The sequence below is a fragment of the Microbacterium sp. NPDC077184 genome (genome assembly GCF_040687055.1).
In the GTDB taxonomy this organism is placed as follows: Bacteria; Actinomycetota; Actinomycetes; order Actinomycetales; family Microbacteriaceae; genus Microbacterium.
In genome coordinates, this window is sequence record NZ_JBFBMM010000006.1 from 51573 (window position 1) to 67298 (window position 15726).

At 70.3% G+C, this 15726-nt stretch carries 14 protein-coding genes; 8 read left to right on the top strand and 6 right to left on the bottom strand.

The genetic code is table 11. The features are described from left to right. Positions 1-44 precede the first annotated feature (44 nt). The 3 genes from AB0O93_RS11670 to AB0O93_RS11680 form a co-directional block, all read right to left on the bottom strand. Positions 45-1397, bottom strand: coding sequence for a hypothetical protein (locus tag AB0O93_RS11670; RefSeq protein ID WP_363343516.1), 1353 nt, complete (start codon positions 1395-1397; stop codon positions 45-47). Between the two features lie 95 nt (positions 1398-1492). Then, positions 1493-3277, bottom strand: coding sequence for a DEAD/DEAH box helicase (locus AB0O93_RS11675; RefSeq protein WP_363343854.1), 1785 nt, complete (start codon positions 3275-3277; stop codon positions 1493-1495). A gap of 99 nt (positions 3278-3376) precedes the next feature. Beyond that, positions 3377-3973, bottom strand: a complete 597-nt coding sequence (locus AB0O93_RS11680) for a PadR family transcriptional regulator (protein ID WP_363343518.1) — start codon at positions 3971-3973, stop codon at positions 3377-3379. Between the two features lie 191 nt (positions 3974-4164). On the opposite strand from AB0O93_RS11680, the gene secA reads away from it, so the two are divergent. The 3 genes from secA (at position 4165) to AB0O93_RS11695 (ending at position 9694) form a co-directional block, all read left to right on the top strand. Continuing rightward, positions 4165-6969, top strand: a complete 2805-nt coding sequence (secA, locus tag AB0O93_RS11685) for a preprotein translocase subunit SecA (RefSeq protein WP_363343520.1) — start codon at positions 4165-4167, stop codon at positions 6967-6969. A gap of 79 nt (positions 6970-7048) precedes the next feature. Further along, positions 7049-8275 carry a pyridoxal phosphate-dependent aminotransferase gene (locus AB0O93_RS11690; protein ID WP_301132552.1) on the top strand — a complete coding sequence of 409 codons (1227 nt, stop codon included), beginning with the start codon at positions 7049-7051 and terminating at the stop codon, positions 8273-8275. Positions 8276-8383: 108 nt separating this feature from the next. Beyond that, positions 8384-9694 carry a DUF222 domain-containing protein gene (locus AB0O93_RS11695; RefSeq protein WP_363343522.1) on the top strand — a complete coding sequence of 437 codons (1311 nt, stop codon included), beginning with the start codon at positions 8384-8386 and terminating at the stop codon, positions 9692-9694. Between the two features lie 96 nt (positions 9695-9790). Here AB0O93_RS11695 and AB0O93_RS11700 read toward each other — a convergent pair whose 3' ends face one another. Further along, positions 9791-10228 (bottom strand): Rv3235 family protein, encoded by a 438-nt coding sequence (locus AB0O93_RS11700; RefSeq protein WP_053547695.1) that lies wholly within the window; start codon positions 10226-10228, stop codon positions 9791-9793. A gap of 127 nt (positions 10229-10355) precedes the next feature. Between AB0O93_RS11700 and AB0O93_RS11705 the strand changes: the two genes are divergently transcribed. After that, positions 10356-10964 carry a hypothetical protein gene (locus AB0O93_RS11705; protein WP_363343525.1) on the top strand — a complete coding sequence of 203 codons (609 nt, stop codon included), beginning with the start codon at positions 10356-10358 and terminating at the stop codon, positions 10962-10964. A gap of 6 nt (positions 10965-10970) precedes the next feature. Here the strand turns inward: AB0O93_RS11705 and AB0O93_RS11710 are convergent, their stop codons facing one another. Further along, on the bottom strand, positions 10971-11252 hold the full coding sequence (locus AB0O93_RS11710) for a helix-turn-helix domain-containing protein (protein WP_053547693.1): 282 nt from the start codon (positions 11250-11252) through the stop codon (positions 10971-10973). Positions 11253-11352: 100 nt separating this feature from the next. Between AB0O93_RS11710 and AB0O93_RS11715 the strand changes: the two genes are divergently transcribed. From AB0O93_RS11715 to AB0O93_RS11725, 3 genes are read left to right on the top strand one after another with little or no spacing between them, the layout of a single operon-like run. Next, positions 11353-11982, top strand: coding sequence for an SAF domain-containing protein (locus AB0O93_RS11715; RefSeq protein WP_363343527.1), 630 nt, complete (start codon positions 11353-11355; stop codon positions 11980-11982). Further along, a complete protein-coding gene (locus tag AB0O93_RS11720) occupies positions 11979-13274 on the top strand; it encodes a hypothetical protein (RefSeq protein ID WP_363343529.1) in 1296 nt (431 codons plus the stop codon). The genes AB0O93_RS11715 and AB0O93_RS11720 overlap by 4 nt, the downstream gene beginning before the upstream one ends. Before the next feature lie 16 nt (positions 13275-13290). Continuing rightward, positions 13291-14775 carry a histidine kinase N-terminal domain-containing protein gene (locus tag AB0O93_RS11725; protein WP_363343531.1) on the top strand — a complete coding sequence of 495 codons (1485 nt, stop codon included), beginning with the start codon at positions 13291-13293 and terminating at the stop codon, positions 14773-14775. Positions 14776-14822: 47 nt separating this feature from the next. Here AB0O93_RS11725 and AB0O93_RS11730 read toward each other — a convergent pair whose 3' ends face one another. Next, positions 14823-15071: a WhiB family transcriptional regulator gene (locus AB0O93_RS11730; protein ID WP_013583608.1), complete on the bottom strand. Its 249-nt coding sequence runs from the start codon at positions 15069-15071 to the stop codon at positions 14823-14825. A gap of 248 nt (positions 15072-15319) precedes the next feature. Between AB0O93_RS11730 and AB0O93_RS11735 the strand changes: the two genes are divergently transcribed. Then, positions 15320-15721, top strand: a complete 402-nt coding sequence (locus AB0O93_RS11735; protein WP_363343533.1) for a histidine kinase — start codon at positions 15320-15322, stop codon at positions 15719-15721. The last annotated feature ends 5 nt before the right edge of the window (positions 15722-15726 follow it).

A 15726-nucleotide genomic window follows, 5' to 3' on the forward strand; every position in this document is an offset into this window, starting at 1 on the left:
GAGCGTCCGGGCACGGACGTCCGGACGGAACGCCGGCGCCAGTGTCAGTCGAACATGCCGTCCAGGAGGCTGCCGATCACGAGGCCGCCGAGGAGGCCGCCCATCACGCCCGAACCGCCGTCGCGACGTCCGCCGCCGCCCCAGCCGGGTCCGCCGCCCCAGGAGTCCGGGTTCTGCGGACGGGACTGGTCGATGTCGCGCTGGGCGAGCTGCAGCGCTTCTCCGGCGAGGAACGCCGCCCGTCGGGCGTGCGCGATCGCGGGCTCGCGGTCATCCTCCGCGATCGTCACCGCGGTGGACGCGCTCGTGCCGAGGGCGCGATCGAGGTCCTGCCGGACGCGCTCGGCCTCGGCCAGGCGGGTCCGGGCATCCGCGCCGATCCATCCTCGGTGGCCTGCGATGACGTCGCGCGCGACGGCGAGCTGACGGTCGGCGTCGTCGATGGCGTGCCGGACGTGCTCGAGAGGCGGGATCGGGCGCGCGGCGCGCTCACGGGCGGCGGCGATGGCGGCATCCAACCCCGCATTGGCCTCGCGGAGTCGGGACAGCTGCTCGAACGGGTCGGTGTTCACGCCCGCGGCGGGAAGAGCGGCGAGGGCGGCCTGCAGTTCGCCGATCGCCGCGCTCACAGCGGGAGAGTGCGGTTCGCGCAGGGCCACGGCGATGTCTTCGCGCGAATCCTCGATGATCGCGGCGAGGAGGGACTCGGCCCGGAGTGCTTCGACCTCGAAGGTCTCGACCGCGTCCAGCAGGGTCTCGGCGCGACGCACCGATTCCGTCGCCGCTTCGAGGGCCATGTTGGCCTGCTCGCGGTTGCCGGCGTCGCGCCGGCGCTCGGCGACCGAGGCGCTGTGCTCGGCGAAGCCGAGGAGCTGATCCGCTTCGGCGGGGTTCGAGCGCACCTGGGCGAGAGCGTGGTCGGAGTAGCGCGCGGCCAGGCGTTCCACGGTGTCGCGCGCGTGGGGGAGACGGGTGCGCAGGGTGGCGGCATCCGCTCGTACGCGCGCGATGATCTCCGGGGCCCGGCGAGCCCGCGCGATCGCCTCGGACAGTGCGCCGGTCCGGTCGTCGAGCAGGGCACCGGCCCACTCGCACAGCTGCACGATGCGGGCGTTCCGGGTGCGGAGCTCCTCCGGGGTGTCGGGGATCTCGTCGTGGTTCAGCTGGTGGAGGTGGAAGGCCTCCTGCAGGTGCGTGCGCACGGCGTCGAGGGCGTCGCGGAGATCCTTCGTGGCATCGTTTCCGAGTTCCGCGACGGCGAACACCAGTTCGTCCGACGTGGTGCGGATGCGCTCGTCCGCCTCGACCAGCGCCGTCTGCGCGTTGCGTGCGAGGTCGGCGTCCGCCGCGGCGAGCTCCTCGCGCTCCTTCTTACGACTGCCCCAGAATCCGGCCATGCTCTCGATCCTATGCAGGCGGCAGCCCGCTCGGCGGGACCAGCCTCGCGCTCTCGGCGAACGTGAAGGGGTCCCGCCGAGGCGGGGTGGCGTCGTCAGCCGCGCGGGCCGCCGTGGCGGGGCTTCCGACCGCGCGCGTCGTCGTCGCGGCGGCGAGGGCCGCCGGTGTCGGGCCGCAGCTCGATCAGCCGGCCCGAGATGCGCGTGTCGCTGAGGCGCTCCATGGTGCCGGCGGGCAGAGGCGACGGCAGCTCGACGAGCGAGAAGTCGGGGCGGATCTGGATCGCACCGAAGTCGTCGCGACGCAGGCCCCCTTCGTTCGCGAGCGCGCCGACGATCTGGCGGGGCTCGACACGGTGACGCTTGCCGACCGCGATGCGGTACATGGCGAATCCGCCGCGGGGCGCCTTGCGCGGGCCGCGGTCGCCGCGGTCGCCGCCGCGGTCCCGGTCCGCACCGCGGTCGCCGCCGCGGTCCCGGGCAGTCCCCGAGCGCTCGCCGTCGCGCGCCGCGCGGGCCGGCCGCGCGGAGGGCTCGGGATCGGGCTCGAGCAGCAGCGGGGTCTCTCCCTGCGCGACGATGGCGAGCGCGGCCGCGACGTCGACCTCGGGCACGTCGTGGTGGCGCACGTAGTGGGCGACGATGTCACGGAAGCGGTCCACACGGTCCGTCTCGGCGAGGGCGGCCGTGATGCGGTCGTCGAACCGGGTCAGTCGGGTCTCGTTGACCTCGTCCACGCTCGGCAGCGACATCTCGGTCACTTCCTGCCGCGTGGCCTTCTCGATGGCCTTGACGAGCCAGCGCTCGCGCGGCGTGACGAAGCTGATGGCGTCGCCGGTGCGGCCCGCCCGACCGGTGCGCCCGATGCGATGCACGTACGACTCGGTGTCGGTGGGGATGTCGAAGTTGACGACGTGGGAGATCCGCTCGACGTCGAGCCCGCGGGCGGCGACGTCGGTGGCCACGAGCACGTCGAGTGCGCCGGACTTCAGCTGGTTCACCGTCTTCTCGCGCATCGGCTGCGCGACGTCTCCGTTGATGGCCGCGGCGGAGTATCCGCGAGCGCGGAGCTTCTCGGCGATCTCCTCGGTCACGCTGCGCGTGCGGCCGAAGACGATCATGCCGTCGAAGTTCTCCACCTCCAGGATGCGGGTCAGGGCATCCATCTTCTGCTGCCACGAGACCATGAGGTAGCGCTGGCTGATCGTCGCCGAGGTGGTCGTCTTGGTCTTGACCGTGATCTCGGCGGGATCGTTCAGGTACTGCTGCGACATCCGTCGGATGGATGCCGGCATGGTCGCCGAGAAGAGGGCGACCTGCTTGGTCTTGGGCGTGTCGGCGAGGATCGTCTCGACGTCCTCCGCGAAGCCCATCTTGAGCATCTCGTCGGCCTCGTCGAGCACGAGGTAGCGCAGCTCGGAGAGATCGAGCGTGCCCTTCTCGAGGTGGTCGATGATACGGCCGGGGGTGCCGACGACGATGTGCACGCCGCGGCGGAGGGCCGACAGCTGCACCCCGTAGCCCTGCCCGCCGTACACGGGGAGGACGTGCACGCCGTCGAGGTGGGAGGCGTACTTCTCGAACGCCTCGCAGACCTGGAGGGCGAGTTCGCGGGTCGGCGCGAGTACGAGCGCCTGCGGTGTCTTCTGGGTCAGATCCAGACGATCGATGACCGGCAGGGCGAACGCGGCGGTCTTCCCGGTGCCGGTCTGAGCGAGACCCACCACGTCGCGGCCGGCGAGCAGCGGGGGAATGGTGGCGGCCTGGATGGCGGAGGGGGTTTCGTATCCGACGCCGCGGAGCGCTTCCAGGACCGCGTCTCCGAGACCGAGGTCGGCGAAGGTCGGCGAGGCGGGCTCCTGCGGAGCCTCGGCCTCGATCTGGGGGTCGGAATCGGGCGAAGGCTGTGTTTCGGTCACGCTTCAGGGTAGTGTGCGCGGCCTGTGAGGCGACAGCACGCCATCGGAGGAGGGGTCGGCTCAGGCGACCGAAGCGGTCACCGGACGTCCGCGCTTGGGCGTCTGCGTCGACAGGGACAGGCCCATCGCGTGGGCGGGACGCTGCGCCAGAACGCCGGCGAGGTGGTCCAGCCAGCGCACTTCGGCCTCGGCCTGGAAGACCACCGCCTCGCGGATGAGCGAGCGGGCGAAGTCCTCCGCGTCGTCGGTCGCGGCATCGAGGAGGTGCGATGCGCGCAGCTCCTCCAGGATCCGCGCGGATACCTCCCGCTGACGGCGGACCAGGTCCGCGGCATCCACTCCGGGGAGTGTGGCGGCGACGGCGAGTTTGATCGCGAGTGCGTCGCGCGTGCCGGCGGTTCGGGCGACGGGTTCGTCGAGCCAAGTCCGCACGTCGATGCGGCCCGTTTCGGTGATGTGCCAGTAGACGTGTCCGAGCTCATCCGCGTCGCCGCGGCGGACCAGGCCGTCGCGCTCGAGCCGGTCGAGGGTGTTGTAGATCTGCCCGACGTTCAGGGGCCAGGTCGATCCGGTGCGGCGGTCGAACTCCGCGCGCAGCTGATAGCCGTAGCAGGCGCCCTGATCGAGGATGGCCAAGAGGCTCTGACGCACCGACATCGACGACTCCTCGACTCCGCCGTCGCGGCGGTCTGCATACCGGGTATGTGTTTTCCGAGTATAGGGATGCGTCCTCACTCGCCCCGTCCAGCACACCTCAAGGTCACAGGTGGATAACATGGGCGAGTGTGCCCGGGCGTCGCCCGGGGGCCCGACGCCCCGCGTCGCACCCGACAGATGGAGATCTCTTCGTGGCCAACCCTCTCGAGAAACTGCTTCGCGCCGGCGAGGGACGGATCCTTCGGCGGCTTCACCAGGTCGTCAAGGCCGTCAACGCCCTCGAAGAGGACTACGAGGCCCTCACCGACGAGGAGCTCCGGGGCGAGACGGCAGAGCTGCGCGCCCGCTACGAGGCCGGGGCGACGCTGGACCAGCTGATGCCGGAGGCGTTCGCCGCCGTCCGCGAGGCCGCCAAGCGCACGGTCGGGCAGCGCGCCTACGACGTCCAGATCATGGGCGGCGCCGCCCTCCACCTCGGCAACATCGCCGAGATGAAGACCGGTGAGGGGAAGACCCTGACCGGTGCTTTCCCGGTGTACCTCAACGCCATCGCCGGCCAGGGCGTGCACGTGATCACCGTGAACGACTTCCTCGCGTCCTACCAGTCCGAGCTCATGGGTCGCATCTACCGCGCCCTCGGGATGACGACCGGGACGATCGTGTCCGGTCAGACCCCGGAGGTGCGGCGCGAGCAGTACAACGCCGACATCACCTACGGCACGAACAACGAGTTCGGCTTCGATTACCTGCGCGACAACATGGCGTGGCGCAAGGAGGATCTCGTTCAGCGGGGGCACTTCTTCGCCATCGTCGACGAGGTCGACTCGATCCTCATCGACGAGGCGCGTACACCGCTGATCATCTCGGGTCCGTCGTCGGGCGAGGCGAACCGCTGGTTCGTGGAGTTCGCGCGGATCGCCAAGACCCTCGAGGCGGGTGTCGACTACGAGGTCGACGAGAAGAAGCGCACCATCGGTGTGCTCGAGCCCGGTATCGAGAAGGTCGAGGACTACCTCGGCATCGACAACCTCTACGAATCGGCCAACACGCCGCTGATCTCGTTCCTGAACAATTCGATCAAGGCGCTGGCGCTGTTCAAGCGCGACAGCGACTACGTCGTGATGAACGACGAGGTCATGATCGTCGACGAGCACACCGGTCGCATCCTGGTGGGTCGCCGGTACAACGAGGGCATCCACCAGGCCATCGAGGCCAAGGAGGGCGTGCCCGTCAAGGCCGAGAACCAGACGCTCGCCACCGTCACGCTCCAGAACTACTTCCGCCTCTACGACAAGCTCGCCGGCATGACCGGTACCGCCGAGACCGAGGCGGCGGAGTTCATGTCGACCTACAAGCTGGGCGTGGTCCCGATCCCCACGAACAAGCCGATGGTCCGCAAGGACATGCCGGATCTCGTCTACAAGAACGAGCAGGCGAAGTTCGCGCAGGTCGTCGAGGACATCGTCGCGCGTCACGAGAAGGGCCAGCCGGTGCTGGTCGGAACCGTCAGCGTCGAGAAGAGCGAGTACCTCTCGCGGCTCCTCGCGAAGAAGGGCATCAAGCACGAGGTCCTCAACGCGAAGAACCACGCCCGTGAGGCCGAGATCGTCGCTCGGGCGGGACGTCTCGGCGCCGTGACGGTCGCGACCAACATGGCCGGTCGTGGTACCGACATCATGCTCGGCGGGAACGCGGAGTTCCTCGCGGTCCAGGAGATGAAGTCCCGCGGCCTCGACCCGGTCGAAACGCCCGAGGAGTACGAGGCGGCCTGGGACGAGGTCTACGAGTCCACGAAGGCCACGGTCGACGAGGAAGGTGCGCAGGTCGTCGCCGCCGGGGGACTCTACGTCCTCGGCACCGAGCGCCACGAGTCGCGTCGCATCGACAACCAGCTGCGCGGTCGTTCGGGTCGTCAGGGCGACCCGGGGGAGAGCCGGTTCTACCTGTCGCTCACGGACGACCTCATGCGTCTGTTCCAGTCGGGTGCGGCCGAGGCGATCCTGGCGCGGACGAACTTCCCCGACGACGTCGCGATCGAATCCGGCATGGTCTCGCGTGCCATCAAGAGCGCGCAGTCGCAGGTCGAGGGGCGCAACGCCGAGATCCGCAAGAACGTCCTGAAGTACGACGACGTCCTGAACCGGCAGCGCGAGGCGATCTACTCGGATCGCCGTCAGATCCTGCACGGCGACGACATCGCCGACCGTGTGCAGCACTTCATCGAGGATGCGATCAACTCGCTCATCGACGACCACACCGGCACCGGCCACAACGAGAGCTGGGACTTCGACGCGCTGTGGACCGAGCTGAAGACGCTCTATCCCGTCGACGTCTCGATCGACGAGGTCGTTGCGGAGGGGGCCGGACGCAAGGGCGGCATCACCCCCGAGGGCCTCAAGCGCGAGATCCTCTCCGACGCGCGGATCGCGTACGCCAAGCGCGAGGAGTCGCTCGGTGAGCCGGCCATGCGCGAGCTCGAGCGTCGCGTCGTCCTGCAGGTGCTCGATCGTCGCTGGCGCGACCACCTCTACGAGATGGACTACCTCAAGGACGGCATCGGCCTGCGCGCGATGGCACAGCGCGATCCGCTGATCGAGTATCAGCGCGAGGGGTATCAGATGTTCCAGGCGATGATGGGCCAGATCAAGGAGGAGTCGGTCGGCTACCTCTACAACCTCGAGGTCGAGGTCCGCCGCGCCGACGCCGGCGAACCGCAGGTCGAGGCGAAGGGGCTTGGGGCCACGCCCGTCGAGAACGCACGGCTGGAGTACACCGCCGCCAACGACGCGGGCGAGGTCGAGGTCCGCAACGAGCGAGGCCAGGTCCAGCAGGCATCGACGAACCGGATGCGGCAGGCGGCCGCTGCGTCGGCGCCCGGCGCCGCTCCTGCGGAAGAGGTCCGCGGTGCGTTCGGGCAGAAGGTCGACTCCGGCGAGGACGCCGGTTCGGGTGCCCTGAACCGCGCGCAGCGCCGCGCCGCCGACAAGAAGAAGTGATCGCGGTCCTCCGCTGAGCGCGAGCGAGCGGGCCACCGTCGGTCGATTGGCCCGGTGGCCCGCTCGATATCCTGGGGCGATGAGTCCCCTGCGTCCGCTCGATCAGTCGAGCAAGCTGAAGAACGTCCTCTACGAGATCAGAGGGCAGGCGCTCATCGCCGCCGACCAGCTCGAGGCCGACGGGCACACCATCCTGAAGCTCAACACCGGCAATCCCGCCGTGTTCGGATTCGAGGCGCCGTTCCAGATCGTGCGCGACATGATCGAGGCCGTGCCGCAGGCGCACGGCTACAGCGACAGCCGGGGCATCATGCCCGCGCGGCGGGCAGTGGTCTCGCGGTACGAGCAGGAGCCGGGCTTTCCTCACGTGGACCCGGATGACGTCTACCTCGGCAACGGTGTCTCCGAACTCATCACGATGACGATGCAGGCGCTGCTCGACGAGGGCGACGAGGTCCTCATCCCGGCTCCCGACTATCCGCTCTGGACGGCGATGACGAGCCTCGCCGGCGGCGATCCGATCCACTACCGGTGCGACAACCTGAACGGGTGGCAGCCGGATCTCGACGACATCCGCTCGAAGGTCACACCGCGCACCAAGGCGATCGTGGTGATCAACCCGAACAACCCCACCGGCGCCGTGTACACGCGCGAGGTGCTCGAGGGCATCGCCGAGATCGCCCGCGAGAACTCGCTGCTCCTGCTCTCCGACGAGATCTACGACCGCATCGTCTTCGACGACGCGCGCCACATCCCGATGGCCACGATCGCGCCGGACCTGCTCTGCCTGACGTTCAACGGTCTGTCCAAGACCTACCGGGTGGCCGGGTATCGTTCCGGCTGGCTCGTCATCACCGGTCCGAAGGCGCACGCCGCGGGGTTCCTCGAGGGGATCCAGCTCCTCGCCTCGACGCGTCTGTGTCCCAACGTCCCCGCGCAGTTCGCGGTGCAGGCGGCGCTGTCCGGCATCCAGTCCATCGATGCCCTCATCGCCCCTGCGGGCCGTCTCCACGAGCAACGGGATGCCGCGTGGAATGCCCTCGAGTCGATTCCGGGTGTCTCCTGCGCCAAGCCGCAGGGCGCCCTGTACGCCTTCCCGCGGTTCGACCCGGAGGTGTACGAGATCCCGGACGATGCGAAGTTCGTCTACGACTTCCTCATCGCCGAGCACGTGCTGCTCGTGCAGGGGACCGGTTTCAACTGGCCGACCCCCGATCACGTCCGCATCGTCACCCTCCCGGAGGCTCGCGTCCTCACCGAGGCGATCGAGAGGCTCGGGAACTTCCTGGCGTCGTACCGGCCGTAAGGCGTCGACCGCGCCGTTTCCCGAATGGCGGACGCCATTTCGTCGGACGGATCGGGTATAGACGAAAACTGCGATGTGAATGTCGGGGGCTGTTGCTAGTCTTCGAACATGAATACGAGCCGGTTGATCGAGTTCAGCGAAGAAGACCTCGCCGAACTCGACGAGGTCGCGTGCGCGGCCGAGCGGATCACCCCCGCGCTCGGCGCGATGGAGGTCGAGAACGTCCGGAACCAGGCCCGTGCCGGGGCGATCGCGGAGCGGGTGTCGCGGCGGTTGCCCGCGTCGGTGCGGTCGCAGGAGATGGTGTACCGTTCCGTCGCCGCGGAGCTTGCCGGGGTGACGTTCACCACGGACCGGTCGATGCAGGCGCAGATCACTCAGGCGGTGGAGTGGGTCGAGTGCTACCCGGCCACGTTGGCGGCGTGGGAGGCGGGGCGGATCACCCGCGGGCACGCCACCGCCGTGCTCCGGTGCGGGACGGTGCTGCCCCGGGATGCGCGGGCGGAGTTCGACGCCCAGGCCGCGGAGATGTGTGTGGGTCAGAGCGTGGGGCGGGTGAAGGATCGCCTCGATCACTTGGCGCAGGAGCTGCACCCCCGCACCCTGGCCGAACGGCACGTCGAGGCCCGGAAGGAACGACGGGTAGGGCGACAGTCGGTCGGGGATGCGATGTCTGCTCTCATCGCCGTCGTCCCTGAGATCCTCGCCGCAGCGATCGACGACCGGCTCAACGAACAAGCCTCCACGATCATGGACGCCGACCCCGACGGTCGCACCCGGGATCAGATTCGCGCGGACATCCTCTGCGACATGCTCCTCACCGGCTCACCCCTGGCAGACCCCACCATCGACGGGGACGGCAACGGGACTTTGGGGATGATCCGCGCGAAAGTGCAGGTCGTCGTTCCCGCGTTGACTCTCCTCGGTCGGGATGACGACCCGGCGAACGACACCACCACCGCCGACCTCGTCGGCTCCGCACCCATCGACCCCGCCACAGCCCGCGCACTCGCCGGCGCCGTTGCGACCTGGGAGCGTTTGGTGGTGCACCCCGTGTCCGGACAGGTGCTGTGCACCGACTCATACCGGCGCACCGCCTCCATGGCGAGACTCCTGAAGGCACGCGACCGGCACTGCCGGTTCCCCGGATGCCGTCGCCCGGCGATCCGCTGCGAGGTAGACCACACCATCGACTACGCCCTCGGCGGCCCCACCGACATCCGGAACCTCTGCCACCTCTGTCAACGACATCACTCGATGAAGCAATTCACCTCCTGGGGCGTCCGACAACTCGGCGGTGGAGTCCTCGAATGGACCTCACCCACCGGCAGGGTCTACATCGACCATCCCCCGGCACCACTGGTGAGATTCATGCCGTCCGGAGGTGGGGCACCACCCGACGACGCAGCGCCCTTCTGACACCTCCGCATTCGCGGGACCGCTCCGACGTCGAGAGGCCTCCGCGGCCGGTCGGAGCTGATTCGGGATCAGGCGACGCGGCGCGGGACCCGGCCCTCAGAGCACGGCGAGCGAGGGCGAGCGCCAGCGGCCGTCCATGCCCTCGAGGCGGAGGGCGACCGCGCGCGTGCGTGCAGGTCCCTGGACGATCACCACCGCCTCGACGACACCGTCCGCGGGCCGGGTGGCCCGGACCGAGAGGATCGTGTGCACCGGCCGCATCGCCGGGACACCGCGGGCACTGCGCGCACGCGTGGCCATCGCCGCGCGAGTGACGAGCTTGCGGTACGCGTCCTCGGTGAGCCAGCGTGCCAGCTGCTCCACCTCACGGACACCGGCGAGGACCTCGAACACCCCGACGGTGATGTTGCGGAGGAACGGTTCTGGATCCGGGAGCGCGTGGGAAGAGGTGCGCTGCGGGGCGAAGAACTCCGAGAGCTCGGCCGCCCCCGGAGCGAAGGAGTCGCGGGGTCGTTCGGCGGGCGAGGGTGACATGTCGGCCAATCTGGACGGGGAGGTTGGTGCCGGTAGTTGAACACAGAGGCAACTCCCAGGAACATGCCCCGACGGCTCCTGTGGACAACTTCTCATCGACTCCTCACGATTGGCCTAACCTGCCCAGGTGCGATGGGATCGCTTTTTCGATGACCTGGAAGACCAGGTCGCTTCCGAGTGGGAAGCCGAACGGGCCGCGCTCGACACGGAGGCGGAACGGCTGCGTCTGTCGACCCTCGGCTTCGCCGCCCGCCTCCGCGCGCTGGCGCCGGGCTCGCCGGATGCCCGGGGTGAGGAGGTCACGATCGACGCCGCGTCCGACCGGCTTCGCGGCGCGGTCACCTCCGCGGGAGCGGACTGGCTCGCGCTCGATCTCGCCGAGTCCGCCACGGTCGCCGCGCTCGTCCCCTTCGCCGCCGTGCGTGGCCTCGCCCTCACCCACGCCGCGATGCTCGCGACCGCCCGCCCCGCCGACCGTCCGCCGGGCCTCAGGGATCGCATGACGTTCGGGTTCGTCCTGCGCGACCTCGTCCGTCGCCGACTCGCCGTGACGGTCCACCTGCGGGACGGTGCGGCGCTCAGCGGAACGATCGATCGAGCGGGAGCGGATCACCTCGACCTCGCCCTGCACGAGCCGGGATCCCCGCGGCGAGCGGCATCCGTCACCGGGTTCCGCATGATCCCGTTCGACGCCGTCGCCTGGGTGCGGCTCGAGGCCGCCGCCGTCCTCCGCTGACCGCGGTCAGTCCGGGTTGCGCACGATGCCGGTGCCCCACAGCTCCGGGAAGCTCGCGGTCTGCGACTGGTGCCACAGCGCGATGCGCCGGGCCTCCTCGGCCTGATCGTCGAGATACGTCGAGATGCTGGCCTCTTCGACCCGCCATTGCGCGGGCGCACCCACGCGCATGCCGCGCAGTCGCCCGTCCATCACGAGGGCGATGACCTCGTCGACCCCCACCCCGAGGATCTCGGCCACCTGACTGGGCGCGAGAAGGCGCACGGCAGGGGTGGAGTTCTCGGGCATGCCCCCATTATCGACCCGCCGCCCCCGCTGTCCAGGGGCACGAAACACCACCTGTGGATAACGCCGGAGCGGAATCGTCGCTCTGCGCGAACATGGGGTCATGACCGCCGCCGTCTCCCCGCGTCCGACCCGGGCGTCCGCGCGCCCCGATCTGCGCCTGATCCTCGGGATCATCCTGGTCCTGGCCTCGATCCTCGGGGTGTGGTTCACGGTGCAGGCGGCGCGCACGACCGCGCCCGCTTACGTCGCGACACGCACCATTGTCCCCGGTGAGGCCGTGACCGCCGACGTCGTGCGCAGCGTCGAGGTGTCCCTCGGCGGCCTGTCCGAGAGCTACCTCTCCGCCGCCGAGGTGGGATCGGGCCTCACGGCCACGCGCACGATCGAAGCCGGCGAGCTGGTTCCGGCCGCTGCGGTCGGCAGCGCGGATGCGGCCCGAACGACCCGCGTGGTGGTGCGCAGCGCCGTCGACGTCCCGGCATCCGTCGCCGCGGGAACCGTCGTCGAGGTGTGGGCCGCGCCACAGCGGGAACGGGGGGTCTACGACGCGCCGCGGATCCTCGTCGCGGACGCCACCGTCGTCTCGGTCACCCGCGATGAATCGATGATCGGCGGGGGAGCGGCGCAACTGGAACTGGTCATCCCGCGATCGGATGTCGCCGCCGCGCTCACCGCGATGAGCGATCAGTCCGCACTGTCGGTGGTGCCGGTTGCTGGAGCAGGTTCATGAGAGTGCTCGTCGCGGTGGTCGACGGTGATCGGCGGGCCGTCGAGCTGATCCACGAGGGCATCGAGGTGGTCGGGGTCCTCGCGCCGGAGGCGCTCGCCCTGCTCGCCCGCGACGATCTCGCCGAGCCGGACGCCTCGCAGGCTCTGCGCGCGCTCGCCGACGCCGACGTGGTGATCCTGACGGTCGACCGGACCCACACCGACGTCGCCGTGGTGGCGCTGTGCGACCGTGCGCGCACGCGTATCGTGCCGTTCGCGGCGACCGCGGACGACCTCCGCACGGCGGAGGCCCTGGGCCTCGAGAGCCCGCTCGCCCCGGACGTGCCCGTATGGCGGCTGTGCGAGGTCCTCGCGGCCGAGCCGGTCAGCGCCGCCGCCGCGCCCGCGACGACCGGGCCGGCGGTCATCGCGGTGTGGGGGCCGGCGGGAGCGCCTGGACGGTCGACCGTCGCGGTGGGGCTCGCCCTCGAACTCGCGCGGGGCGGGCGACGCACGGCGCTCGTGGACGCCGACACCGCAGCCCCGTCCCAGGCGCTGAGCCTGTCGCTCCCCGACGAGGGGCCGGGGTTCGCGGCGGCCTGCCGCAGTGCCGAGCGGGGCACGCTCGACGCCGCCGAACTCACGCGGATCGCCCTCCCGCTCGGCGAAACGGGAGTCGAGGTGCTGACGGGGCTGAACAGGCCGTCGCGGTGGCCGGAGCTGTCCGCTGCGCGGGTGGGGGCGGCCCTGTCGGCGTGCCGCGGGTGGGTCGACCACGTCGTCGTGGACGTCGCCGCGCCGCTCGAGCGCGACGAGGAGATCGTCAGCGACCTGGAAGACGGTCCACGTCGCAACGCCGCGACCGTGGCCGCGCTCCAGGCGGCGGACCTCGTGGTGGCCGTCGGCTCGGCCGACCCCGTCGGCATCGCGCGGTACCTGCGCGGTCACGCCGAGCTGAGAGGGATCGTCGGCTCCACCCGGGCGGTGTCGCTGATCAACCGGCTGCGCCCGGGAGTCCTCGGTATCGATGCGCGGGGCCAGGTCCGTCGAGCCCTCGACCGGTTCGGCGGCATCGAGGACGTGTGGTTCCTCCCGCACGACGGCCGATCCGCGGATGCCGCGCTCCTCGCCGCGCGCCCACTCGGCCTCGTGGCCCCGCGGTCGGGCGTGACCCTCGGCATCCGTCGCTTCGTCGGTGAGGCGGTCCTGCCACCGACCCCGGCCGGGCCGGAAAGGGGGGATTCTCCGAGCCGCCGGGTCCGGGCGGCCCGGCGCCGTCGCCCGGAGCGCGCGGCGCTGCCGACCCGGAGCTGAACCCTAAGCTGGAGGGGTGTCCACGCTCAGCGATCTCGTCTATGCCCAGGGCCGTTCCAGCGCGCAGGACGTCGAGTGGCTGCACCGGCTGGCCGGCGACGGTCAGCTGCTCGCGGACCTCGCCTTCGCCGACATCGTGCTGTGGGTTCCGACCCTCGACGACTCGTTCGTCGCCGTGGCGCACACCCGGCCCAGCGGCGCGGCCACGCTGTTCTATCGGGACATCGTCGGTGACCGTGTCCGGCCCCAGTGGCGGACGCAGGTGCGAGACGCCTTCCACACCGGACGCATCGTCGATTCCGCCTCGCCCGACTGGTTCGAGGAGACCCCGACCCGGGTGCGCGCGGTGCCGGTCGCACGTTCCGGCGGGGGGCACAGTGAGACGATCGCGGTGCTCACCCGTCACACCAACCTCGGAGAGGCCCGGACCCCCTCCCGGCAGCAGATCACCTTCAACGACTGCGCCGACGACCTCTTCGGCATGATCGCCTCGGGTGATTTCCCCGATCTCACCGCTCCGACCTCGCCGCGCCGCGGCGCACCGCGCGCGTCCGACGGACTCGTCCGACTCGACGTCGACGGCGTCACCACGTTCGCAAGCCCCAACGCGCTGTCGGCGTTCAATCGCCTCGGGTTCGGTGACGAACTCGAGGGCGAGTCCCTCGTCGAGGTCGTCACCCAGATCCTGCCGGGAAAGCGTCAGTTCGACGAGTCTCTCCCGGTGGTCCTCACCGGTCGTGCGCCGTGGCGCGCCGACGTCGAGGCGCGCGGTGTGACGGTGTCGCTGCGGACCATCCCGCTCCGCGACCGCGGAACACGCATCGGGGCGATCGTGCTGTGCCGCGACGTCACGGAGATCCGCCATCAGGAGCAGGAGCTCATCACCAAGGACGCCACGATCCGCGAGATCCACCACCGCGTCAAGAACAACCTGCAGACGGTGGCGTCCCTGCTGCGGATCCAGGCTCGCCGGTCGCACTCCGACGAGGCTCGTGAGGCGCTCACCCAGGCCATGCGGCGCGTGTCGGCGATCGCCGTGGTCCACGACACGCTGTCGGAGGGCCTCGCCCAGAACGTCGACTTCGACGACGTCTTCGACCGCGTCCTGAAGCTCGTCGCCGAGGTCGCCGCCGCACCCAACACGCGCGCCAAGACCCGGTCGACGGGCCGTTTCGGGACGCTGCCCAGCGAGTACGCGACCCCCCTCGCCTTGGCGCTGACCGAGCTGGTCACCAACGCGGTGGAGCACGGTCTGGCCGGGCAGGAGGGCGACGTCGAGATCATCGCCGAGCGCACGGGGGAGACCCTCGAAGTCCGCGTCCGCGACACCGGGTCGGGCCTTCCCGAGGGTCAGGTCGGTCGGGGACTCGGGACGCAGATCGTGCGCACGCTCATCCAGGGCGAGCTGGGCGGCACGATCGACTGGCACACGATCATGGGCAGCGGGACCGAGGTCACGATCGAGATCCCGCTGCGCTACATCGAGCGAGCGCGGGGCTGAACGCCCTGTCGCTGCCGACCTCTCCGGGCGTCAGGCGCCCGCGCGGATCAGGACGCGCGGCGGGCGCGAGCGGCGCGGCGCTTCAGCGCGCGACGCTCGTCCTCGGAGAGGCCTCCCCAGACACCCGAGTCCTGGCCGGACTCGAGGGCGTACTGCAGGCAGACTTCGGTGACGGTGCACCGCGCGCAGACGGACTTGGCCTTCTCGATCTGGTCGACGGCCGGACCGGTGTTCCCGACGGGGAAGAACAGTTCGGGGTCGACGGTGAGGCAGGCGGCCTTGTCGCGCCAGTCCATAGGGGTGCTCCTTGATGCGGGGGGATCGGGGAAAAGAGGAAGGACGGATTCGGGTCCGTTACTCTGGTGAGGGTGCGAGATCGACTCGCCCCACGTCGCTGTGGGAGCACACGGCTTCACCAATCGTCCCACAGCGGTTTACCTGAATCAAGGGTCGACCGACAGGTTTGTGCGGAAGGCGCTGATGAATCGCGTCTAGCACATGATGGTTCCTACAACCGTCACCGTTCGGAGAAGGAGTCGCGCGCATGCTCGGGAGAACGACGGGACGCGCTGCGGCGGTCCTCCTGGTCGCGGAGGGACTCGGCATCCTGGCGCTCCTCGTGTGGCAGATCGGTGCGCTGGTCGCCGGCGACACCGCCGTCCTCACGACCGCGATCGCCCTCGTCGTCCTCACCGCGATCGGCGCCGCCGCCGTCCTCGCCTTCGGCGTGGCGACCTGGCGCGAACGCAGCTGGGGCCGCTCCGGGGGAGTCGTGACGCAGCTGCTGATCCTCGCCGTGGCGCTCGGAGCGATCACCGGTGCCTTCGCCGCGCCGGGCATCGCGCTCGCGCTCGCCGTGCCGGCCGTGGTCACCCTCGTCCTGCTGGCGATGACGGTCCGCGCGAGCGCCCCGTCACGAGAGGATCGCGCGGGCGGCGACGCCTGAGAGCT

Excerpts from the sequence above, each read along its gene's own strand:
- AB0O93_RS11670 (WP_363343516.1), bottom strand. The coding sequence starts at position 1,397 with ATGGCCGGATTCTGGGGCAGTCGTAAGAAGGAGCGCGAGGAGCTCGCC.
- AB0O93_RS11680 (WP_363343518.1), bottom strand. The coding sequence starts at position 3,973 with ATGTCGGTGCGTCAGAGCCTCTTGGCCATCCTCGATCAGGGCGCCTGC.
- AB0O93_RS11690 (WP_301132552.1), top strand. The coding sequence starts at position 7,049 with ATGAGTCCCCTGCGTCCGCTCGATCAGTCGAGCAAGCTGAAGAACGTC.
- AB0O93_RS11695 (WP_363343522.1), top strand. The coding sequence starts at position 8,384 with ATGAATACGAGCCGGTTGATCGAGTTCAGCGAAGAAGACCTCGCCGAA.
- AB0O93_RS11700 (WP_053547695.1), bottom strand. The coding sequence starts at position 10,228 with ATGTCACCCTCGCCCGCCGAACGACCCCGCGACTCCTTCGCTCCGGGG.
- AB0O93_RS11710 (WP_053547693.1), bottom strand. The coding sequence starts at position 11,252 with ATGCCCGAGAACTCCACCCCTGCCGTGCGCCTTCTCGCGCCCAGTCAG.
- AB0O93_RS11715 (WP_363343527.1), top strand. The coding sequence starts at position 11,353 with ATGACCGCCGCCGTCTCCCCGCGTCCGACCCGGGCGTCCGCGCGCCCC.
- AB0O93_RS11720 (WP_363343529.1), top strand. The coding sequence starts at position 11,979 with ATGAGAGTGCTCGTCGCGGTGGTCGACGGTGATCGGCGGGCCGTCGAG.
- AB0O93_RS11730 (WP_013583608.1), bottom strand. The coding sequence starts at position 15,071 with ATGGACTGGCGCGACAAGGCCGCCTGCCTCACCGTCGACCCCGAACTG.
- AB0O93_RS11735 (WP_363343533.1), top strand. The coding sequence starts at position 15,320 with ATGCTCGGGAGAACGACGGGACGCGCTGCGGCGGTCCTCCTGGTCGCG.